At 75.4% G+C, this 21,526-nt stretch carries 17 protein-coding genes and 1 pseudogene; 7 read left to right on the plus strand and 11 right to left on the minus strand.

What is annotated here, in order from left to right; translation table 11 throughout:
• Both AB0O36_RS34145 and AB0O36_RS34150 read left to right on the plus strand, forming a co-directional pair.
• A complete protein-coding gene (locus AB0O36_RS34145) occupies positions 1-777 on the plus strand; it encodes a hypothetical protein (RefSeq protein WP_365117166.1) in 777 nt (258 codons plus the stop codon).
• Complete coding sequence (locus AB0O36_RS34150) at positions 777-1,769, plus strand: serine/threonine-protein kinase (RefSeq protein WP_365117169.1); 993 nt, start codon at positions 777-779, stop codon at positions 1,767-1,769. Before AB0O36_RS34145 ends, AB0O36_RS34150 begins: the two co-directional genes overlap by 1 nt.
• Positions 1,770-1,781: 12 nt before the next feature.
• Here AB0O36_RS34150 and AB0O36_RS34155 read toward each other — a convergent pair whose 3' ends face one another.
• The gene (locus AB0O36_RS34155; protein ID WP_365117171.1) at positions 1,782-3,098 is read right to left on the minus strand and encodes a streptophobe family protein; all 1,317 of its coding nucleotides are present in this window, start codon (positions 3,096-3,098) and stop codon (positions 1,782-1,784) included.
• A 106-nt stretch (positions 3,099-3,204) separates the two neighbouring features.
• On the opposite strand from AB0O36_RS34155, the pseudogene AB0O36_RS34160 reads away from it, so the two are divergent.
• Positions 3,205-4,248 (plus strand): annotated as a pseudogene (locus AB0O36_RS34160) (DUF6777 domain-containing protein); the annotation flags it as partial.
• Between the two features lie 988 nt (positions 4,249-5,236).
• On the opposite strand, the gene AB0O36_RS34165 reads toward AB0O36_RS34160, so the two are convergent.
• Complete coding sequence (locus AB0O36_RS34165; protein WP_365117172.1) at positions 5,237-5,701, minus strand: SRPBCC family protein; 465 nt, start codon at positions 5,699-5,701, stop codon at positions 5,237-5,239.
• A gap of 63 nt (positions 5,702-5,764) precedes the next feature.
• On the opposite strand from AB0O36_RS34165, the gene AB0O36_RS34170 reads away from it, so the two are divergent.
• Positions 5,765-7,975 carry a SpoIIE family protein phosphatase gene (locus AB0O36_RS34170; RefSeq protein ID WP_365117174.1) on the plus strand — a complete coding sequence of 737 codons (2,211 nt, stop codon included), beginning with the start codon at positions 5,765-5,767 and terminating at the stop codon, positions 7,973-7,975.
• Between the two features lie 32 nt (positions 7,976-8,007).
• On the opposite strand, the gene AB0O36_RS34175 is transcribed toward AB0O36_RS34170, so the two are convergent.
• Complete coding sequence (locus AB0O36_RS34175; protein ID WP_365117176.1) at positions 8,008-8,664, minus strand: DUF4328 domain-containing protein; 657 nt, start codon at positions 8,662-8,664, stop codon at positions 8,008-8,010.
• 291 nt (positions 8,665-8,955) lie between these two features.
• Between AB0O36_RS34175 and AB0O36_RS34180 the strand changes: the two genes are divergently transcribed.
• Positions 8,956-11,997 (plus strand): phosphodiester glycosidase family protein, encoded by a 3,042-nt coding sequence (locus AB0O36_RS34180; protein ID WP_365117179.1) that lies wholly within the window; start codon positions 8,956-8,958, stop codon positions 11,995-11,997.
• Between the two features lie 109 nt (positions 11,998-12,106).
• On the plus strand, positions 12,107-12,643 hold the full coding sequence (locus tag AB0O36_RS34185; protein ID WP_365117182.1) for a GNAT family N-acetyltransferase: 537 nt from the start codon (positions 12,107-12,109) through the stop codon (positions 12,641-12,643).
• Positions 12,644-12,777: 134 nt separating this feature from the next.
• Here the strand turns inward: AB0O36_RS34185 and AB0O36_RS34190 are convergent, their stop codons facing one another.
• The 3 genes from AB0O36_RS34190 to AB0O36_RS34200 form a co-directional block, all read right to left on the minus strand.
• Positions 12,778-14,709, minus strand: a complete 1,932-nt coding sequence (locus AB0O36_RS34190) for an ABC transporter permease (protein ID WP_365117183.1) — start codon at positions 14,707-14,709, stop codon at positions 12,778-12,780.
• Between the two features lie 227 nt (positions 14,710-14,936).
• Positions 14,937-15,755, minus strand: a complete 819-nt coding sequence (gene modA / locus AB0O36_RS34195) for a molybdate ABC transporter substrate-binding protein (RefSeq protein WP_365117186.1) — start codon at positions 15,753-15,755, stop codon at positions 14,937-14,939.
• Positions 15,756-15,808: 53 nt separating this feature from the next.
• Complete coding sequence (locus tag AB0O36_RS34200) at positions 15,809-16,204, minus strand: helix-turn-helix transcriptional regulator (protein WP_365117188.1); 396 nt, start codon at positions 16,202-16,204, stop codon at positions 15,809-15,811.
• A gap of 134 nt (positions 16,205-16,338) precedes the next feature.
• Between AB0O36_RS34200 and AB0O36_RS34205 the strand changes: the two genes are divergently transcribed.
• Positions 16,339-16,722, plus strand: coding sequence for an RNA-binding S4 domain-containing protein (locus AB0O36_RS34205; RefSeq protein ID WP_365117191.1), 384 nt, complete (start codon positions 16,339-16,341; stop codon positions 16,720-16,722).
• A 76-nt stretch (positions 16,723-16,798) separates the two neighbouring features.
• Here AB0O36_RS34205 and AB0O36_RS34210 read toward each other — a convergent pair whose 3' ends face one another.
• The 5 genes from AB0O36_RS34210 to AB0O36_RS34230 form a co-directional block, all read right to left on the minus strand.
• Positions 16,799-17,212 (minus strand): PTS fructose transporter subunit IIA, encoded by a 414-nt coding sequence (locus AB0O36_RS34210; protein ID WP_365117215.1) that lies wholly within the window; start codon positions 17,210-17,212, stop codon positions 16,799-16,801.
• Positions 17,213-17,325: 113 nt separating this feature from the next.
• Positions 17,326-17,973 carry a dihydroxyacetone kinase subunit DhaL gene (dhaL, locus tag AB0O36_RS34215; RefSeq protein WP_365117193.1) on the minus strand — a complete coding sequence of 216 codons (648 nt, stop codon included), beginning with the start codon at positions 17,971-17,973 and terminating at the stop codon, positions 17,326-17,328.
• An 86-nt stretch (positions 17,974-18,059) separates the two neighbouring features.
• Positions 18,060-19,058 carry a dihydroxyacetone kinase subunit DhaK gene (gene dhaK, locus AB0O36_RS34220; protein ID WP_365117195.1) on the minus strand — a complete coding sequence of 333 codons (999 nt, stop codon included), beginning with the start codon at positions 19,056-19,058 and terminating at the stop codon, positions 18,060-18,062.
• Positions 19,055-20,461 carry an MAB_1171c family putative transporter gene (locus tag AB0O36_RS34225; RefSeq protein ID WP_365117198.1) on the minus strand — a complete coding sequence of 469 codons (1,407 nt, stop codon included), beginning with the start codon at positions 20,459-20,461 and terminating at the stop codon, positions 19,055-19,057. The genes dhaK and AB0O36_RS34225 overlap by 4 nt, the downstream gene beginning before the upstream one ends.
• The gene (locus AB0O36_RS34230; RefSeq protein WP_365117200.1) at positions 20,458-21,099 is read right to left on the minus strand and encodes a hypothetical protein; all 642 of its coding nucleotides are present in this window, start codon (positions 21,097-21,099) and stop codon (positions 20,458-20,460) included. The genes AB0O36_RS34225 and AB0O36_RS34230 overlap by 4 nt, the downstream gene beginning before the upstream one ends.
• Positions 21,100-21,526 lie beyond the last annotated feature (427 nt).

Consider the following 21,526-nt stretch of genomic DNA (forward strand, 5'->3'; position numbering starts at 1 on the left):
ATGACCAGTCCCGCTGCCGGACCCGAGTTCTCCGCGATCCCCGACTTCCACCCCACCCACGTGGTCCCGCGGGAGGGACTCCCGGCCTGGGAGACCCCGGACGCCTCCCGCCCGACCATGCCCCTGGACGCCTTCCTGCCCGTCCAGCTGCTCTCCCGGCGGGGCGCCTGGGGCGAGATCCAGTGCGCCAACGGCTGGACCGCCTGGGTGGACGGGCGGCTCCTGGTGACCGTCCCGCAGCCGCCGCCCACCGGCGGACGCCCGCTGGAACGGGCCGAGGACGTCCGCCCGCTGATCGCCCGGGCCGCCGACGCCCTGGACCGCTACCGCAGGGCGGCCGAGGAGCACACCGCCGGCCGCACCGACGCCGACACCTTCCGGCTCTCCACCCGGGGCCTGCGCGCCGGCATCGTCGTCGACGGCGAACAGGTCTGGCTGTACGACGAGTCCTCCGGGCGCTGGATGTACGGGGACGGGACCACGCTCGCCACCTACGCCGTTCGCGGCGCGCCGGACCGGGCGGGCTCCGCCGGGGCCTCCGCCGGAGCACCCGGCGGAGCCGCGGCCGCCGGGGCGCCCGCGCCCACCGCCGTCGCATCCGGGGCCCCCGCCCCCTCCGCCCCCTCCGCCCCCTCCGACGCCTCCGCCGACGGGCCGGCCACGCGGTTCGACGGCCGGCAGCCCGGCACCGCACCGCCCGGCGGTCCCGCCCCGGAGCCCCCGGACCACGAACCCACCCGCATCGACGTGCCCCGCCCGCCGGACGGAGGACGCTGATGCCGCCCCCGCCGGGCAACGACGGGAGCCCCTTCGTCGACGGCCGACCCTCGGGCCTCCAGGGCAAGAAGTTCGCCGGTTACCAGGTGGAGAGCGAGATCGGGCACGGCGGCATGGCGGTGGTCTACCGGGCGACCGACCTGCGGCTGGACCGGACCGTCGCACTGAAACTGCTCGCCCCCGAGCTCGCCCGCAACGACACCTTCCGCAAGCGGTTCGCCCACGAGTCACGGGTGGCCGCGGCCATCGACCACCCGCACATCGTCCCCGTCTTCGAGGCCGGCGAGGCCGACGGCATGCTCTACATCGCCATGCGCTACGTCCGCGGGTTCGACCTGCGCACCCTGCTGGACCGGACCGGGCCGCTGCCCCTGGACACCGCCACCCGCATCACCGGCCAGGTCGCCTCCGCGCTGGACGCCGCCCACGACCACGACCTGGTCCACCGCGACGTCAAACCCGGCAACATCCTGATCGCCGAAGGCACCGACCCCGACCACCCGGAGCACGTCTACCTCACCGACTTCGGGCTGACGAAGAAGTCCCTCTCCCTCACCGGGTTCACCAGCGTCGGCGAATTCGTCGGCACCCTGGACTACGTCGCCCCGGAACAGATCTCCGGCAAGCCGGTGGACGGCCGCTGCGACGTCTACGGACTGGGCTGCGTGGTCTTCGAAGCCCTGACCGGCGCCCCGCCCTTCGAACGCGACGACGACATGGCCCTGCTGGGGGCGCACCTCTACGACCCGCCGCCCCCGGTGAGCGCCCGGCGGCCCGACCTGCCCCCCGCCCTGGACGACGTACTGGCCAAGGCCCTGGCGAAGGTCCCCGAGGACCGCTGGGAGACCTGCCTGGAGTTCGCCGCGGCGCTGCGCCGGGCCGGTGCCGGGCACACCGAGGCCGCTGCGGAGCCGCAGCCGCCGCCCGCCACCGGACCGGGACCGCCTCCCGCACCGCCGGCCTGGGCGCTGCCGGTGTTCCGGGAAACCTGACCTCCCGGCGCGTCAGGTCCTCCGCCGCTGCAGCGGCCTGGCCAGCAGGGCCCCGAGGAACCCGGCCACGGCACCCCACACCAGCGCGAACCCGACGGTGCGCCACAGCACCGCGCGCAGCTCGACCCGGCCGCCGAGGGCGTCCGCCTCGCCGATGCCCAGCAGGGACAGCCCGAACCGCGCCTCGATCCGTCCCAGCAGGCACACCGTCAGCACGGCCAGGGCCAGCGCCACGGCGAGGTGCAGCGCGTGCTGCCAGGGCCGCACCCGCGCGGAGGACCGTACGGCGGCCAGGAAGCCCGTACCGAGGACCAGGACGGCGGCCAGGACGACCAGCCACCAGGCCCGGGCGTCGTGTTCGGCGAGCGCGCGCACGTCGAGGGTGGTCGTGCTGCCGTCCGGGGTGCGCAGCACCTGGTCGAGGAGGCGGGGCATGGGCAGGCCGAACGGGCCCTGGACACGGCCCTCCCAGGCGCCGCCGAGGCCGACGGTGAGGGCGAGCCAGGCGAGGTTCGGCAGGCCCAGCAGGATCACGGCGAGGGTCTCGGGGGTCCGGTCCCGGGTCACGGCCGCCACCAGCCCGACCACCGCGCCGATCGCGACGTACGCGAGGAGCAGCACCACGGTGGCGTAGGCGGCGGGGCGCACCGCCTCGTGGAACCGCACCAACCGGGCCGGGAGCGGGGCCCGCCGGGAGACCAGCAGCGTGATCAGGAGCAGTCCGAGGATCCACAGCAGCCCGAAGAGCAGGGTCGCCGGGACAGCGGCCTCGAACCCCACGGTGGGCGTGGCGCCGAGGATGTTGCCGAGGTCGCCCAGCTGGCCCAGGTCGCCCAACTGGCCGAGGTCGCCGAGGTCGCCGAGGTCGCCCGTGTCGTCCCGGCCCGGCGACGGGACGACGGTCACGCCGAAGGTGTGGCGGGCGGCGAACGCGAATCCGGTGAGCACCGCCAGCCACAGCACGACCAGGGGCGCGGCCCGCAGCAGGAGTTCACCGGGCGCGGCGACGGCACGCCCGCGCAGCGGCCGCAGGAAGCGGAAGCCCACGGCGAGCGCACCGGCCAGGCTGACGGAGAGCGGCAGCACGGACAGCACCGCATGGGCGTCCGCGAGGAACCCCGCGTCGCCGGACACCCCGACCGAGCCGCCGGCCGCCATCACCACCACCGCGGCCACCACCCGCGGGTAGGCCCCGTCGGGCAGGTCGGCGGCGCCCGCGAAGGCCAGGCCGGCCGCGGCGAGCACGGTCATCGCCGCGAACCCCGCCAGGACCGCGAGCGCGGCATCGCCCCAGGTTCGTCTCGCGGAAGGGCGCAACGGTTGGGTCACGTGCCACCGTAGGCATCCTCCGCTTGCGGGCACCACCGCAGCGGCGCACACAATGGTGCGCAGGAGTGACAGAAGGGGCAGGGGGGCGGCCGGCGGGAGGGCATCCGTGACCACACAACCCTCGGACACCTCTCCGGGCGAACGTCCCACGGGACCTCCGGCCGGCCCGCTCTCGGGCGGGCGCGGCGGCCCGCCGCCTCCACCGCCCCCGCCGACCACCACCGCGAAGGGACCGCCCAGCGGGCCGGTCGGAGCGGGCGGGTCCGGATCCACGGGAGGCGGCGCGGGCGGCCCCGGAGGCCCCGGCGGTCCCGGAGGCACCGAGGGCGGTGCCGGGGACGGCGGGGACAAGGGCGGCGGCGACAAGGGCGGCGGGGACGAACACGCCGGCAGGAGCGGCGGCAACGGCGGCCCGTGGTGGCGGTCGGTGCCCCGGGTGGTCACCGCGGTGGTCGCCCTGGCGGCCGCGGTGGTGCTGGCGGTGGTGTTCATACGCCCGGCCGGGACTCCGGTCACCGGCGGAGAGCTCTTCCTCCAGCCGGCCGGATCCACCGGCCAGGACCCCTTCACCGAATCCACCGCCACCACCGGCGGGGACCGGATGCCCCCGCCCGCCATGAGCAACACCCCCACCGCCCCGGCGACCGGACTCGTGGCCACCCGGCCGGTCAGCGGAGGCGAACCGGGCCTCTACGGCGGAACGAGGGACCAGGCCAGCTGCGACGTCGAGAAGCAGATCAGCCTCCTCTCCGCGGAACCGCAGAAGAACGCGGCCTTCGCCTCCGCCCTCGGCATCCGGCCGGTCGCCGTCCCGGGCTACCTGCGCTCGCTCACCCCGGTGCAGCTGCGCGTCGACACCCGGGTGACCAACCACGGCTACCAGGACGGCCGGGCCACCAGCTACCAGGCCGTGCTAGAGGCCGGCACGGCCGTCCTGGTCGACGACCGGGGAGTGCCGCGGGTGCGGTGCGCCTGCGGCAACCCGCTGAGCGAGCCGGTGGCCCTCAAACCGGACTCCAAGCGCTACGGGCAGCTGTGGCCGGGCTATCACCCGCAGCGCGTGGTGGTGATCGCCCCGGCCCCCGAGCCCGTCAAGCGGGTCGTGATCTACGACCACCAGGAGCAGCGCTGGTTCGAACGCAAGCCCGGCGTCCACCGGACCACACCGGACAAGCCCGTCCCGCCGCCGGTCATCACGCCCCCCGAGATACCGCCCCCGGACACCGGCGCCCCCACGGGCACGGGCGTCCCGACGGGACCCGGCACCCCCACGGGCACCGGCGTACCCCCGGGCACCGGGACCCCGACCGGTACGCCGACGGGTACGGGCACGCCGACCGGTACGCCGACGGGCACGCCGACCGGCACGGGAACGCCGACCGGCACGGGAACGCCGACCGGCACGGGAACGCCGACCGGCACCGGCACGAAATCCGGCAGCCCCACGGAATCCGGCAAGCCCACGGAATCCGGCACCTCCACGAAATCGGGCAGTGCCACGGAATCCGGCGGGCCGACCAAGAGCGGCAGCGCGACGGAATCAGGCAAGCCCACGGATTCAGGCAAGCCCACGGAATCAGGCAAGCCCACGGGCTCCGGTACCGCCACGGAATCCCGTACCCCCAGCGGCACCGGGTCCGGCACCAAGTCCGCCGCCCCGACGGGCACCGAGCCGGCCACCAAGTCGGCCACGGAGTCGGCCACCAAGTCCCCGGCCCCGACCGGATCCGGTACGGGCACGGCCCCGGGCACGGCCAAGGCCACCCCGAGCGAATCCGCCACCCGGACCCGGGGCGAGGAGAACAAGAGGACCGCGACCCCCACCGAGTCACGGCGGCCGAGCTCTCGCGAGACCCGCGGCACCGCACCCGCGGCCACGCCCACGACGCGCGCCCCGGCCGGCTCCCCGACGGCGGTCCGGCCCCCGTCCAGGCCCCCGGCTCCGACCTCGGCGCGTCCCACCAGGCCCCCGGCCCCGCTGCCGACCCCGACGCGGCTGCGCCCGGCCCCGACCGAGGAACCCGGAACGCCGGCCGAAGAACGCGGCACGCCCGCCGAGCAGGAACCCGGAACGCCGGCAGAGGAACCCGGAACGCCGGACGGAGGGCGCTGACCCCGGGCGGAGGCGCCCGGCACGGTCAGACGGTCCGCTCCACCGAGGACGCCACGTCCGCGAGGTCCTTGGCGATCGCCCGCGACACCGCCCGCGAGCCCAGTCCGCCGAGCAGCCGTGCGAGCAGCGGCAGCTTGCCGCCGGGCAGCGGCCGCGCGGAGAACGTCATCCGGACCGACGTCCGTCCGGGCGTGCGCCTCGTCAGCCGGAACTCGGAGAAGTAGTGCATCCCGTGGTTCTCCGCCTCGGTCACGTACCGCACCGGCGCGTCGCACACCGTCACCCGCATCTCCTCGGTGGCGGACTTGCCGAACATCCGGCGGGTCTCCCGCCACCGGGTGCCGACGCCGAACGGTCCGGGAGTGAGGACCTCCACCGCGTCCACCCCGCTCAGCACCAGGGGCATGGACTCCAGGTCCGTCAGCGCGTCCCAGACCGCCGTCATCGGAGCCGCGACGTCCCGCTCGACCGAAACCTCAGTGTTTCCCATGATCCGGATTGTGCCGCCGCCCCGGCCCCCGCGCGCGGCGCCGATCGGTGAGACAGTTGCTGCATGGCCCACCAGGTCGACTGGCCGGCCCGGCCGGACCTGAGCCTCGCGCTCAACCGCATGGGCACGTTCGACTGGGACCTCGACAGCGGGCAGATGCATCTGGACCCGACCGCCCTTGAGGTCTACGAACTGCGCCCGGAGGAGTACAGCGGCACCCCGGTCGGCCTCCGGCTGCGCATCCCGCCGGCCGAGGAGGCCCGTATCGACGCCCTGGTGTCGCAGGCGCTCAAGGACGGCCGCGACCGCTTCGGGGCGTACTTCCGGATCCGCCGCCGGGACGGTTCCCCCCGTTGGACGCACATCCAGGGCCGGATCCTGCGCGACCCGGCCGGACGGCCGTACCGGATCATCGGGATCGTCCGGGACGCCGCGCACGACCCGCGCGAACCCGAGCTGCGGGGGCGGCAGGGCGAGGGACGCCGCCGGATGACCGGGGTGGTGGAGCGCACCACCGCGATCCTGGCCCACGCCCGCACCGTCAACGACGTGACCGACGTCCTCAAGGACCCGGAGGCACTGGGCCATCTGGGCGCGGTCAGCGTGATGCTCGGGGTCGTCGACGGCGGCCGGATCCACCTGGTCGCAGAAGGCCAGCTCGGCTCGTACGTGCCCGAGATCGAGTACACCCGGATCGACGCCGCGTTCCCGATGAGCGAGGCCGTACGGACCCTGCAGCCGGTCTTCATCGCGTCCCGGGAGGTGTTCCAGGGACGGTACCCGCTGCTCTGGCCCTACATCGAGCCGCTGTCCGTGCGCAGCGGGGTGTACCTGCCGCTGATCGCCCAGGGCCGCCCGATCGGAGCGCTGGGCCTGCTCTACACCCGTGAAGCGGACTTCTCCGCCGAGGAGCGGAACCTCCTGGTGGCCCTGGGCAGCGGCATCGCGCAGAGCCTGCAGCGGGCCATGCTCTTCGAGCAGGAACACGACCTGGCCGAGGGCCTGCAGCGGGCGATGCTGCCGCGGCGCATCCCCGAGGTGCCCGGTGCGCGGATCGCCGTGCGGTACCAGGCCGCGCGGATGGGCCGGGACATCGGCGGGGACTGGTACGACGTGATCCCGCTCGGCGGGGGACGGGTCGGGGTGATGGTCGGCGACGTGGAGGGGCACGACACCGACGCGGCGGCCGTGATGGGGCAGCTGCGCATCGTGCTGCGGGCGTACGTCACCGAGGGGCACACCCCGGGCACGGTGCTGGCCCGGGCGTCCGCCTTCCTGCGGGAACTGGAGACGGAACGGTTCGCCACGTGTACCTACGCCGAGGTGGACCTCAACACCGGCATGGTCCAGATGGTCCGGGCCGGCCACCTCGACCCGGTGGTCCGGCGCGGGGACGGCAGCTGCCACCGGGTGGCGGTGGCCGGCGGCCTGCCGCTCGGGCTGCTGCCGCACGAGCCCGCCGGCTCCGGCGACGCCGGGGACCCCGGCACGGGCAGCGGGCCGGGCAGTGGGCCGGCAGCCGGGCAGGGGCACGGCCCGGGGAACCGGCCGGGGAACGGATTGCGGAACGGGTCGGGACACGCAACGGGAGCGGGTCCAGGCGGCGGACCGGGCTCCGGCTACCCCGTCACGAGCATGGAGCTGCACCCGGGCGACACGCTGCTGATGTGCACGGACGGGCTCATCGAACGCCCCGGTGCGGACCACGACAGCGGATTGCGCGCCTTCATGGAGGCGGTCCGGGACGGCCCGGCGGACGTGGACGGTCTCGCGGACGCGCTGGTGGACCTGGTCGGCGATACCGGCGGGGTGGACGACATAGCCCTGCTCCTGCTGCGCCGCCGGGGCAGTCCGGCGCCGCGCGGCAGCGGGCCGCTCCGCCAGCAGTTCGTCCCCGGTGACCCGGACGGTCCGGCCACCGCGCGCCATCTGATCCGGGCGGCGGCCGCCGCGTGGGGCGCCATGGACCAGGCCGACGAGATCGTGCTCGCGGCGGACGAGCTCATCACCAACGCCCTGGTGCACACCGACGGCGGCGGGCAGGTCAGCCTGCGGCTGCTCCCGGAGCGGCGGATCCGGATCGAGGTGGAGGACACCTCCAGTGCACTGCCGCGCCGCCGGGACGCCGGAGACTGGGCGGTGTCGGGCCGCGGCCTGATGCTGGTGGACCGGCTGGCCGCGGACTGGGGCGTGGAACCGCGCGGCAACGGCAAGTGCGTGTGGTGCGAGTTCCTGGTCCGCGATCCGGCGATCCGTCCGGCCGGCCGGCCCTGACGCGGCTGACCACGGCGGCCCGGCCCGCCCGGTCAGGCCGCGGCGTGGGGCCCGTACACGGCCATGGTGTGCTGCATGGCCGTCGGTTTGCGTACGAAGAGGACCGCGCAGACCGCGGCGGCGAGGGTGAGCAGATCGCCTGCGATGCCGATCACCGAGGCGGTCCGCAGCATTTCGGCGGTGTCGGAGGCCCCGTAGAGCTTGCTCGCGACCCGGTCGACCACCGCGGAGGTGACCCACAGGGTCCACCAGGCCGTCAGGGGAACGGTGGACACCCGGCGGTGCTCGCCGCCGGGACCCCGCTGCGTGCCGGCGTGCCAGGTGTCCCTCGCGATTCCGTACGGGATCACCAGGTTGCCGAACGGGATGAACCAGGCGCCGACGGCCCAGCCGGAAGGACGCCGGAAGCCGTCACGCCGGAAGACCGCGCCGTTCCTGCGCACCCGGTGGAACCAGACGATGAAGACCGTTCCGGTGGCGATCTGAACCAGTACCTGCAGGGAAGTGGCCATGCTCAGGAGCAGGTTGGCGGAGCCGAAGGCGCCGTCGTGGTCCCGGTCGTCCAGGCCGTCCGTGTCCCTTGCCGGCAGATGCATCCGCACCCCCGCGCCGATCGCGAACAACCGGACCGCCCCGGCCACCGAGAGCAGCACGGTGAGCGCTGTCGACAGGCCCTGAGGGGAGCGCAACGGGGGCGGCGGCGGGAGCGACCGCCCGGTGTGCGTCGGAACCGGTCCGCCCGGTGGGGACGGCGGCAGAACGGAAGTGCCGGCGGATCGTTCCGTCGGTACGGCGGCGGAGCGGCGGATGCGCCGGGGACTCCGGCGCACAGGATCACGAACCCCCGCCCCGCGGGGCGGCCGGGCCTGGGCGGGCATCTCATCGCCCTTGGCGACGAATGGCTGAACAACGGGCCGCGGCCGGTTCGCTCCCCCTGTGTCGTCACCGGGCGCACGCGTCGGCGGGCGGATGCTGCCGGTATGGTGATTCTCCGTCCGATCATCGGTGCGGCCCTGCCGTTGCTGCTGACCGCCCTGCCGGCCGCCGGAGCCGCACAGGCGGCCCCCGGGCCCGCGGGCGGCGCCGACACCGCCCGTACCACCCGCCGGATCGCCCCCGGTGTCCGCCTGGAGTCCTACGACCGGGTGGAAGCCGACCGCTGGCTCCGCATCGACGAACTCGTCGTCGACCTCGACGCGCCGGGCCTCGGCGTGGAGTACCTCGGCGGACCGGCGCCGGCACCCGGAGCGGGCCGCGGAGCCGTCCGCGGCACGGTCGCCGACGCCGCCGCCCGCCACCCCGCAGGCTCCGGCCGGCGCGTGGTCGCCGCGGTGAACGGAGACTTCTTCGACATCCGCCGCACCGGCGCCCCGCTCGGCCCCGGCATCGCCGCCGGCCGGCTGCTGCACTCCCCGGCACGCGGCGCGGGCGCCGCCGTCGGCTTCGGCCCCGGCCCGGTCGGCCGTGTGCTGCGCCTGGCCCTGGACGGCACCGTCACCCTCCCCGGCGGCGCCGTCCGCCGGCTCGTCGGACACAACTCCGCCCGGCCGCCCGCCAACGGCATCGCCGCCTACACCGCCGAGTGGACCGGCACCGGAGGCGCCCTCCCGCCCGGCGCGGACGCCGAGGCCGAGATCCGGCACGGCCGGGTCACCGCCGTACGCCGGCCCGCGCGCGGCATCGCCCCGCTGCCCGGGGGAGTACTGCTCGCCGGCCGCGGCACCGCCGCCGCCGAAGTGGCCGCGCTGCGCCCGGGCGACCCCGTGCACGTCAGCGCCCGCCCCACCGCCGGAGCCGGCCGGCCGCTGCCCACGGCTGCCGTGGGCGGGCGCGAACCGCTGGTCGTGGACGGGGTCCCGCAGAACCTCGACCACATCCGGAACAACACCCCTGCACCGCGCACCGCAGTGGGTTTCTCCCGCGACGGCAGGCAGGTCCGCATCATCACCGTGGACGGGCGGCAGCGCGACAGCGCCGGCATCACCCTCACCGCGCTCGGCCGCCTGCTCCGCGAACACGGCGCCCACAACGCCCTCAACCTCGACGGCGGCGGCTCCAGCACCCTGCTCGCCGGACACCCCGGCGGGGCGGACCTCACCGTGGAGAACTCCCCGTCCGACGGCAGCCTCCGTACGGTCCCCAACGGACTGGTGCTGACCGCCCGATCGGGCAGCGGCAGGCCCGCCGGCTACGAGGTCACGGCACTCGCCGGAACCGCCCGTGTGTTCCCCGGCCTCAGCCGCACCCTCACCGCCACCGCCTACGACGAGACGCTCGGGCCCGCCGTGGCGCCGCGCCCCGACTGGTGGACCGCCCCGGGCAGCGCCGGACGGGCCGGGCGGGACGGGGTCTTCCACGCGGACCGGCCCGGCAGCGCACCGGTGTACGCGGGGCGCGCGGAACGCCACCGGTCCGCAGGACACCGGGCGCACGCGCCCCGCGCGCCGCACACCGGCGAGCTCCGGATGGAGGTGCTCGGCCCGCTCACCCGGATCGAGGCGTCGGAGGACCACGTCGCCCTGCCCGCCCCGGGCGACCGGAGGGCCTTCCAGCTGCTCGGCTCCGACAGCGGGGGCAACCTCGCCCCGGTGGAGGCACGCGACGTCCGCTGGCAGTACGACCGTTCGCGCTGGCGGGTCGACGGCGACGGCGCGGGCGGCTTCACGGTGACCGCCCTCTCCGCGCACGGCACGGCGGAACTCCGCGCGACGGTCCCCGCAACCGGCGCCACGACCGTGCTCCCGGTCTCGGTCGGCGAGGCGGAGTTCCCGGAGGCCGTGCACCCGGGCGAGGGGGAGAACGAGGAGGAGTCCGGCGAGGAGGATTCCGGGGAAGGCGAAGAGGCGGAGGGCGGACCCGCGGACGGCGCATGGGCGGACGGCGGGGCGGCGACGGAGCCCTCCCCCGACGATCCGGCGCGGGCGCCCGGGGAGGTGCGCGGCGCCTCCGGCCCGCCGGGACCGGTGGGCGGCCCGGGCGGAGCCGGCTCGGGAACCCTGCCGGCGTCCGGGCGGGTTCCCGGCCCCGCCCCGCGGTGGTGGACCGTCGCCGGCACCGGCAGCCACCGCGCGGGCGTACCCCGGGACCTCGCCGCGACCGTGGCCACGGGGCAGTGGCTCGGGCCTCGCCCGGCCTGGCTCGGTGGCACCGTCGGAGCGGCGGACGGTCCGCGCGCGACACGGGGGGTGCCGTACGACGTGGTACGTCGCCGGTCCGCCCGGGGCGGCCTCGAACCGGCCGTTCCCGCCTGGCTCCCGCGGCGGCCGACTGCCGGACCGGGGACGGCGCCGGCGGCGCATGCCGGTGGGGCCGCCGGTGAAAACCGACACCGGGCCTGGCGGTTCGCCGTGCTCCCGGGCGGGCTGTCCGAGGCCGAGGCGCGACAGGCCGTGGGCCGGGCGGCGGCCGGGCAGGTGGACTTCGTGCTGTCGGCACCCCCCGGCCCGGACGGCTCAACGGACGGCCCGACGCACGGCACGTCGGACGGCATCCCGAGGGCAGCCGGTGACGGACGGGTCGGCGAGGGACGGGCCGGCGTCGGGCAAGCCGGGCGATCCTCGGCCGGCTGGTCCGAGGACGCCACCACGGAAACGTTCCGCCGGATGCCCGGCGCCGTCTCCTTCCGACACAGGGGAGTCCGCTTCGTCCCCCTGGACACCTCCCGCTCCACCCTGGAGGGCGGCGGCGCCGCCCGGCTCGGCGCCCTGCGCGCCGGCATCGAAGCGGCCGCCCGGGACCCGGAGACCGGCGCCCTGGCCGTCGTGGAGCAGCACGCCGGTCCGGAGCAGGTGGACGACCGGGAGGCCGCGGCGCGGTCGCTGCTGCTCGCGGACTTCCGCCGGACCAGCGGCAAGAGCGCGGCGGTGATCACCCTGGGCGCGCCGGCTCCCGGCGCGGCCCGCTCGGACGGGGTGCTGTCCGTCCGGACCGCCGACGGGGACTGCACGGTCCTCGACGTCGACACGGCAGCAACGACGGCGGGCCGCTCCTGGCTCTCCGCACACCCCCGGAACCCCAGGTGACGCGGACGACCGCGACTTCGACCTCGCGTCCCTCGGTGCCCTCGCCCGCCTTGCCGCCCTCGCTGACCTCGCCGACCTCGAAGTACGCCCCGCCGCCTAGGCTTCCGCCATGGACGACACCGCACGGCCCGACGGCCTGAGGATCCGGCCCGGCGGCATCACCGACGCACCGGCCATCCTCTCCCTGCTCGACTCCGCCGTCGCCTGGATGAACGCGCGCGGCAACACCGAGCAGTGGGGCACGGTGCCGTACTCCCGGCGCCCCGGCGGGGCGGAACGGGTCGAGCGCTACACCACCGAGAACGCCCCGTACATCGCCGAGTCGGACGGCACACCGGTCGGCGCCATGGTGCTCGACTCCGGGCCCAGCCCGCAGATACCCGTCGCACCGGCCGGAGAGCCCGAGCGGTTCGTCCGACTGCTGGTGACCGACCGCCGGTACGCCGGACGGGGCGTGGGCGCGGCGCTGCTGGACCACGCCGTGGAGGAGGCCCGGCGGGCCGGTGTGGGGCTGCTGCGCGTGGACTGCTGGGCGGGCGGCGGGGGCGAACTGGTCGCGTACTACGAGCGCAACGGGTTCACCCCCACCGACACCTACCTGTCCGACGGCTGGCCGGGCCGGGTGCTGGCCCGCCGCATCGGCTGACGGAGACGGCGTCACGGACCGCCTGGGGGAGTCCGCGTGAAGCTCCGCCCGGGGAGACCGCGTGACGCACCGCCCGCGGAGACCCCGAGACGCTCCGCCCGGGCAGACCGCGTGACGCACCGCCCCCGGCGGCGTCAGAGCTCCACGAGGGTGACCTCGGTCGCCTTCACGCTCGTCCAGACCGGAGCCCCGTCGGACAGGCCGAGTTCCGCCGCCGCGTCCGGGGTGATCTCCGCGACCAGGTCGGGTGCCTCGGCGGAGGTGATCAGCACGCGCAGACGGCTGCCCACCGAGGTGATCTCGCGGACGGTGCCCGGCCACACGTTGCGCGGACTGCCGTCCGGGCGCTCACGGTGCACGGACACCGACTCCGGCGCGATGATCGCGAGCGCCCGGCTGCCCGCGGGGGCCGGCTCCGCCGACACCAGGCGGCCGCCGCCGTCCAGCACCAGGCCGTCCTCCCCGGCCTCGCCGGGCCACGCGTTGCGGCCCAGCATCCGGGCCACCCACGGCGAGCGCGGATGCCGCGTCACCTCGGCCGGCGGCGCGTCCTGCAGCGCCTCGCCGTCGGCGAGTACGAGCACCCGGTCGGCCAGCGAAACCGCCTCCACCGGGTCGTGCGTGACCATCAGGCAGACCCCGCCGAAACCGGCCAGGTGGCTGCGCAGCGTGTGCCGGACATGGGCGCGGGTGGTCTGGTCGAGCGCGGCCAGCGGCTCGTCGAGCAGCAGCAGCCGGGGCCGTGCGGCCAGTGCCCGGGCCAGCGCCACCCGCTGTGCCTGGCCGCCGGAGAGCTGGGGCGGTTTGCGGTGGGCGAGGTGGCCCACGCCCAGCCGGTCCAGCCACTCCCGCGCCTCCCGGCGCGCCTCGGCGCGCGGCACCCCGCGGGCGCGGAGACCGTAGGCGGTGTTGGCGAGCGCGCTCAGGTGCGGGAACAGGGCACCGTCCTGCGGGACCCAGGCCACCTGCCGCTTGTGCGGGGCCAGTGCCGTGACATCGGCGTCGCCGAGGCGGAGTTCGGCGTGGGCGCGGGGGGTGAGCCCCAGCAGGGCGCGCAGCAGCGTCGTCTTGCCGGCGCCGTTCTCGCCGACGACGGCGATGGTGGTGCCGGGCTCGGCGGCCAGCGTGAGCCGGTTGAAGCCGGTCACCTCGGCGTGCAGGGGCCACTGTCCGGCCGGGACGGCCGGAGTGGCGGTCGCCCCGGCCGACGCCGGAGCGGGTTCGGGCTCGGGTGCGGTGTCGTCGGCCGACGCGGGAGAAACGTCCCTGCGCGCCACCGGAGTACCGGTCCACCGGCCGCGCAGCGCGATCAGCACCGCCATCGCGATGGCGAGGAGCAGCAGCGACAGCGAGGTGGCGGCCTCCGGCTTGTCCTGCAGCAGCAGGTAGACCTGGAGCGGCAGGGTCTGCGTGGTCCCGGGCAGATTGCCCGCGAAGGTGATCGTCGCCCCGAACTCGCCGAGCGCCCGCGCCCAGGTGAGCGCCGCGCCCGCGATCAGTCCGGGCGCCACCATGGGCAGGGTCACCGTCAGGAACACCCGGAACGGTGCGGCGCCGAGCGAGGCCGCCGTCTCCTCGTAACTCTGCCGGAGCCCGCCCAGTGCCCCCTCCAGGCTGATCACCAGGAACGGCATCGCCACGAACGTGGCCGCCACCACCGCTCCGGAAGTGTGGAACGGCAGGGTGATGCCGAAGGTCTCCTCCAGCCACGGCCCGAGCAGCCCGCGCCGCCCGAAGCCGAGCAGCAGCGCCACACCGCCCACCGTCGGCGGCAGCACCATGGGCAGCAGCACCAGCGACCGCACCAGCGCCTTGCCCGGGAAGTCGACCCGGGCCAGCAGCCACGCCAGCGGCACGCCGAGCACCAGCGACAGCCCCAGGGCCCAGCCCGACACCAGCAGGGACAGCTTCAGCGCCTCGACCACCCCGGGGGTGGTGAGGTGCTCGCCCAGGTCCTGCCAGGAGGTCCGGGCGAGGATGCCCATGAGCGGCAGCAGCAGGAACGCCACGGCGAGCAGCGCGGGCAGCACGAGCGCGACGGGCGGTCGGGTACGGGGTTTGCGCATACGGCTTCCTGGCGGGAGGAGGGAAAGGGGCACGGGGCCGGTGCGGGGACGGGGCCGGGACCGGGACGGGGCGTGGGCCGGGGTCGATCATCGCGCGCGGCCACCCGCACGAACAGGCCGCGGACAGCCCGAAAGGGACTGCCTGTCCCCCCGGACCAGGCAGTCCCTTTCGGTGGATCGGACAGTCCCTCTCGGCGGCCGCGGCAACGGCGGCGGCCGGCGGCGGGTTACGGCTGCTGGAAGCCGGCGTCCTGGAGGATGCGCTGCGCCTCCGGGGTGCTCAGCCAGGCGACGAACGCGGCGGCGGCCTCGGCGTTCTTGGACGCCTTCAGCGTGGCGGCCGGGTAGGAGGCCACGGCGTTCTGCTCGTCCGGGATCTCCACGGCCTCCACCTTGCCCTTGGCCTTGGCGGCGTCCGTCTTGTAGACGAGACCGGCGTCGGCCTCACCCAGCTCGACCTTGCTCAGCACGGCGCGGACGTTGGGCTCCTGGGAGACCGGCTTCACCTCGATCTTCTGGGCGTCGAGGATCTGCTTGCTGTAGCGGCCCACCGGGACCTCGGGAGCGGCGAGGACCACCTTCAGCTTGGTGTCGGCGAGGTCCTTCAGCTCGTCCACCTTGAACGGGTTGCCCTTGCCTGCGGCGATCACCAGGCGGTTCTTGGCGATGATCGTCGGGTTGCCGGTCTCGGCCTTCAGACCGTCCATGGTCTTGGTGTCGGCGGTCGCCAGCACGTCGGCCGGGGCCCCCTGCTTGACCTGGGCGGCCAGCTCCTGCGAACCGGCGAAGGAGAAGGTGATCTTCGTGCCGGGGTGGGTCTTCTGGTACACGTCACCGGCGGTCTTGAACACGTCGGTGAGCGAAGAGGCGGCGAGCACGGTCAGGTTGGCGGCCTTCGGCGCCGCCGGGGCGGATGCCGAGGCCTTCGACTCGTCGGCCTTGTCGTCCTTGTCGCCACCGCAGGCGGTGAGCGAGAGCAGCAGGGCCGAGGACAGCACGGCGGCCGCGGCGCGGCGGTGGTTCAGGAACGAGGTCTTGGGGGACATGCGCGGATACTCCGATGGGGTGCGGGCGGCGGGCCGGGCCGGTCGGTCCGGTCTCAGGCGCGGTCGATGTGGACGTTGGTCGACTTGACGCGGGCGGTGGCCCGCATGCCGACCTGGAGTCCGAGCTCCTCGACCGCTTCCCTGGTGAGCAGGGAGACCAGCCGGTGCGGACCGGCCTGGATCTCGACCTGGGCGGATACGTCGCCGAGCTTCACGGCCGTGACGATCCCGGGGAACGCGTTGCGGGTCGAGGTGTACGGCTCGTCGTCCTCGGCCTGGGAGTTCTGTCCCATTTCGATGGAGAAGGCGGCCAGGTCGCGGCCGTCGATGAGCCGCCGGCCGCTGTCATCGCGATGGGTCGCGACCCGGCCTGCGTCGGCCCAGCGGCGTGCCGTGTCCGGGCTCACGCCGAGGAGTCGCGCCGCCTGACCGATGGTGTAGGACTGCATGGGCGACAAGGTAGGGGCACCGCTGGCGCATTTGCAATTCTCTTGGCCCGATCTCCATGGCACATGCCGGACCTGTTGTCTCATCTGCCAAAAAGCACTCCGCTTCGGGGCGGTCCGATCGATAGAGTCGGGACATGGCAGCCACGGGAAGCGAACAGACATCGGCACGTGTCGACGCCTGGATCTGGGCGGTCCGCCTGACGAAGACCCGTTCGATCGCGGCGGCGGCCTGCCGCGCGGGACACGTACGCGTCAACGGTGACCGGGCCAAGCCGGCTCAGTCGGTGAAGCCGGGGGACGAGGTACGCCTCTTCCACGAGGGCCGGGAACGCATCGTGGTGGTCCGGCAGACCCTCACCAAGCGGGTCGGCGCCCCCGTCGCGGCCGAGGCGTACGTCGACAACAGCCCGCCGCCGCCCACGCGGGTGGAGGTGGCCGCCACGGGCCTCCGCGACCGCGGAACGGGCCGCCCGACCAAGCGCGACCGGCGCGAGATGGAGCAGCTGCGCGGCCGCTGACCGTTACGGTCCGGGCGGACGCCGGCCGGTCCCGCGGGGGCGCGCCGGGCAGGGCGGGGCACGGCCCCGCCGCCCGTCACGCCTTGCGGTAGCTGTACGCCTCGGCCGCCGACGCGACCACCGCGTCCAGCGGCGCCCCCGCCGAGGCGGTCACCAGTGCGGAGACCGCGCCCTCCACGAAGGGCGCGTCCACCAGCCTGGCGCCCGGCGGCAGTTCCTCCTCCGCCAGCAGCGACTTCACGGTGAGCACCGAACTGCCCAGGTCGGCCAGGAGCGCCACCCCGGCGCCCCGGTCCACGGAGATCGCCGCGGCCACGATCAGGTCCGCGCTGGTGCCGAGCCCGCCCTCGGCGGTGCCGCCCGCGGCGGCCACCGGCGCCACCGGGCCCCCGGCCGCCAGGCCCCGGGCCAGCTCCGCGACGGACCGGGCGACCTGGGCACTGTGCGAGACCAGCACGATCCCGACCAGCGGCCCGGCACCCTCGTCCACCGGCCCGCCGCCGGGCGCGTCCGGGCCCGTGCCTCCCGCAGCACCGGCAGCACCCGCGGCTCCCGTACCCCCCGCATCGCCCGCGGTGCCCGCAGCACCCGTGTCCGAGGCGGTCATGCCCCGCCCTCCCCGTCCGCCGTGTCCATCGCATCCATCGCGTCCCACGCGTCCGCCACGTCCGCCAGGGCTCCCAGCAGCAACGCCGAGGACGTGGCGCCCGGGTCCTGGTGGCCGATGCTCCGCTCGCCCAGGTAGCTGGCCCTGCCCTTGCGCGCCTGCATGGGCACCGTCGCCCGTGCCCCCTTCTCCGCCGCCTCACCGGCCGCCCGGTAGGAGGCGCCCAGCGCCCCGATCCCCGGCAGCAGGGCGTCCAGCATCGTCTTGTCGCCCGGCGCGGCACCGCCCAGCCGGGCCACCGCGCCGACCCCGGCGTCCAGCGCCGCCCGCAGTTCCCCGTCCGAGACCTCGGCGGCCGTGCCGAGCTCCTTGCCGGTCCGCCTCAGCAGCGTCCCGTACAGCGGCCCGGACGCCCCGCCGACCGTGGAGATCAGCGTCCGCCCGGCCAGCTGCAGCACGGCCCCCGGCTGCTCCGGGCGCTCCGCCTCCAGTTCCCGGACGACCGCGGTGAAACCGCGCAGCAGGTTGCTGCCGTGGTCCGCGTCCCCGATGGGGGAGTCGAGTTCCGTCAGCCGTTCCGCCTCCCGTTCCACCGCGGCGGCCGCGGCCGCCATCCAGCGCCGGAAGAACTCCGCGTCACGCACCCGGTCTCCTCGTCTCGTCCCGGAGCCGCGCCCTGCCCGGGCCCGCCCCGCACCGTCCCGAACCGCCGACTCCGGCCACCATACGGTCAGCAGCCCCAGCGCAGCGCGACGGTCCGCACGGGCGCGTCCCACCAGCGCAGCAGCTCCTCGTCGGCCCGGCACAGCGTCACCGAACACCCCGCCATGTCCAGCGAGGTGACGTAGTTCCCGACCAGGGTCCGGGCCACCGGCACCCCGCGTTCCGCGAGGACCCGGTGCACCTCCGCACCGAACCCGTACAGCTCCAGCAGTGGGGTCGCCCCCATGCCGTTGACCAGCGCGAGCACCGGGCCGCCGGCCGGCCCCGGCAGGTCGTCGAGCACGGCACCCACCGCGAAGTCCGCGATCTCCCGCGAGGTCATCGACGGCCGCTGCTCCCGCCCCGGTTCGCCGTGGATGCCGATCCCCAGTTCCAGCCGTCCTTCCGGCAGTTCGAAGGTCGGGCTGCCCTTCGCCGGGGTGGTGCAGGCGCTCAGCGCCACCCCGAAGCTCCGCGAGGATTCGTTGACCCGGCGGGCCACGGCGGCGACCCGGTCCAGCGGGGCGCCCTCCTCGGCCGCGGCGCCCGCGATCTTCTCGACGAAGAGGGTGGCCCCGGTGCCGCGCCGGCCCGCCGTGTAGAGGCTGTCCACGACGGCCACGTCGTCGTTCACCAGAACGCGCTCGACCCGGATGCCCTCCTCCTCGGCCAGCTCCGCGGCCATCTCGAAGTTCAGTACGTCGCCCGTGTAGTTCTTGACCACGAACAGGACGCCCTGCCCGCCGTCCACCGCGGCCGCGGCCCGCACCACCTGGTCGGGCACCGGCGAGGTGAACACCTCGCCGGGGCAGGCGGCGGAGAGCATCCCGAGCCCGACGAACCCGGCGTGCAGCGGTTCGTGCCCCGATCCGCCGCCGGACACCAGGCCGACCTTCCCCGCCACCGGGGCGTCCCGGCGTACGACGAGCCGCCGTGCCACGTCCACGGACAGTTCGGGGTGGGCGGCGGCCATCCCGCGCAGCGCGTCCTCGACCACGGTCCCGGCGCTGTTGATGAGCATCGTCATGGGCTCATCCTTGCCGACCGGGTCCCCGGAGCGCGGTCATTGCGCCGGATTCGGCGGGTACGGGCCCAAGCCCGCGCCGTCGCACCGGACAGTCCGGCGGACCCGGACCCGGACCCGGACCCGGACCCGGCCGGGCGGCCGCCCCAACGGCCCCAGACCCCGTGCCGGCCCCGGCCGCTCCCGCCGCCCCGGCCACCCGGTCGGCTCCCGCCGCCCCGGCCACCCCGGCGAGTCCGTCCCTTCCGGCCGCCGCGGCCCCGGCCGGGCCGGCCGAACTGCCGCGAGACCCGAACCAGCGCGTCCCGGTCCAGCAGCGGCAAGGTGGCGGCGGGACCGCCCAGTTCGGGCTCGGCCTCCCCGCTCCATTCGGCCGCGATCTTCGCGGCCAGCGCGGCGGCCAGCACGGCCGCCTCGACGGCCGCGTCGGCGGTCTCCCCGGGCAGCCCGGCGGCCGCCGCCCGGGCCCGGGCGCCCGTCGCGACCGAATCGCTCCGGTAGGGCCGCAGCGAGAGCCGGCAGTCCTGGATCTCGGCGACCCTCCGGGTCAGCCGCAGTTCCATCTCCCACCACGGCACGGGCAGCGCGACCACCACGACCGGGCCGGCGTACCGCAGGGCCCGCCACAGCGGCCCCAGCCGTACGAAGGTCCGTACGTCGGAGACCGCGCCGGACACCCGCTCGCCCACCAGCGGCAGGATGAACCCGAGGCACATGAACAGGGTCGAGGCGAAGGCGAACAGCGGGGCGACCCGGTTGTTCAGCACCTCCCAGTCGCCACCGGCCCAGCGGGCCCCGATCGCCGCGAACTTGGACACGTCCAGACCGAAGTTCAGGGCGAAGCCCAGGATCAGCACCCGCAGCCCCCGGCGCAGCCAGGGCGGGCCCGTCACCTTCGCGAACCAGCGGATGGACAGCACGGTCGCCGACAGCACCGCCCCGGTGTGCGCCAGCAGGTAGAGGAGGATCATCTCGCGGACGTACGGCGTCTTCGCGTAGTGGACGTCGAAGTCGATCCGGTGTTCCTCCGGGGCGTCGCCGATCACGAACAGCACGACCAGGGCGACGGCCACCGCCCCGTACGCGGCCTGCCAGCGCCGGGCGGCCCGCCGGGCCCGCTCCTCCGGCCCGTCCCGCCAGTACACCAGCAGGGTGAGGATCATGGCGCTCTCGGCGGTCAGCAGGCCGTAGACGAGCGGGGCGGAGAAGTTGGGCACACCGGTCGCCGTGTTCACCGCGCCGATCACGTCGGGGTTCGCGAAGCAGTAGGCCATGCCGCCGAGCAGCAGCACGCCGCACACCGTGAGGTACAGGGGACTCCGCCGGTGGCGCAGGCCCGGTGTCTTGATCAGACACGCGGTCCACATCGTCCCGGCGAGGATCCAGTAACCGGAGTTGTCGTTCACCAGACCGAGTCGGGCCCCGGCCGGCCGAGGGAGGTGTGCAGTCGGCGTTCGAACTGGCTGGAGGACCGGGGCATGCCGTGCGCGCCGGTGTCCAGCCAGCGCATGCAGTGCCCGGCGACGAGCGCCCCGAAGAGCTCGCAGTCCGCCTCGGCCTCCGGGCTGCGCGAACAGTCGGGGCGCGAGTGCGCCCGCGGGTCCAGGTGGGCGTCCCGCACGTCCCGGGCGTCCCGCGTGCCGAAGCGCGAGGACGGGCCGGAATACGGGCCGGAATACGGGCCGGAATACGGACCGGCGTACGAGCCCGGGGCCGGCCGGGGATCCTGTTCCAGATGCCACAGCTCATGGCCCAGGATGCCCAGCTGGTGCTCGGTGGAGGTGTTCTCCTCGATGAGGATCAGATTGCTGTGCTCGGTCCGGACCAGCAGGCCGCTGACCGTGCTGACCGGGAACCGGACCAGCCGGTAGTCGACGGGCTGGCGGTGCCTGCGGGCCATCGAGGCGCACAGCGCCGAGAACACCCCCGCCGCGTCCACGGGCGTGGGCAGCTCCAGTCCGCGGAGTATCGCGTCCCGGGTCCGGCGCATCGCTTTGATGCCCGTGCCGTGCCTGCCGCCGCTCAGCCGTGGAGTGAAGGTCACGGCCTGATCGTAAAGTCCGTCTCCGCTGGCCGAAAGGCAGTTCCGGGACCGATCTCCGGCCGTTCCCCGAACCTGCCGGGCCGTCACCGCGGGGGTGCTCTGCCCGGATTGGGGCAGTGACATGTCCCCGGTTGTGCGGTGTTGCCTGCGAATGGCGGCAGTTATCGGCCGAAGTGGTGCTCGGCCGAAGATCGCTCCACTCGTTCCCGGTGACCGGAAATCCGGCCTCCGGGTGCGGGAGCCACCGGGCGCCCCGACGCCGTGCGCGCCGTACGGCCCTCCCGCGCGCTCCCGGGGCACGCTCCCGCGCGCTCCCCCTGCCGCTCCGCACCCCGGTCGCCGTACCCGACTGCGCCGAACGCCGACCCGTCCGGGGGACCGTACGGCTCCCGCGCCCGCGCCCGCCCGTCCGGCGGCGGGAGCATGA

Source organism: Streptomyces sp. NPDC089799 (assembly GCF_040684755.1).
Lineage (GTDB): Bacteria > Actinomycetota > Actinomycetes > Streptomycetales > Streptomycetaceae > Streptomyces.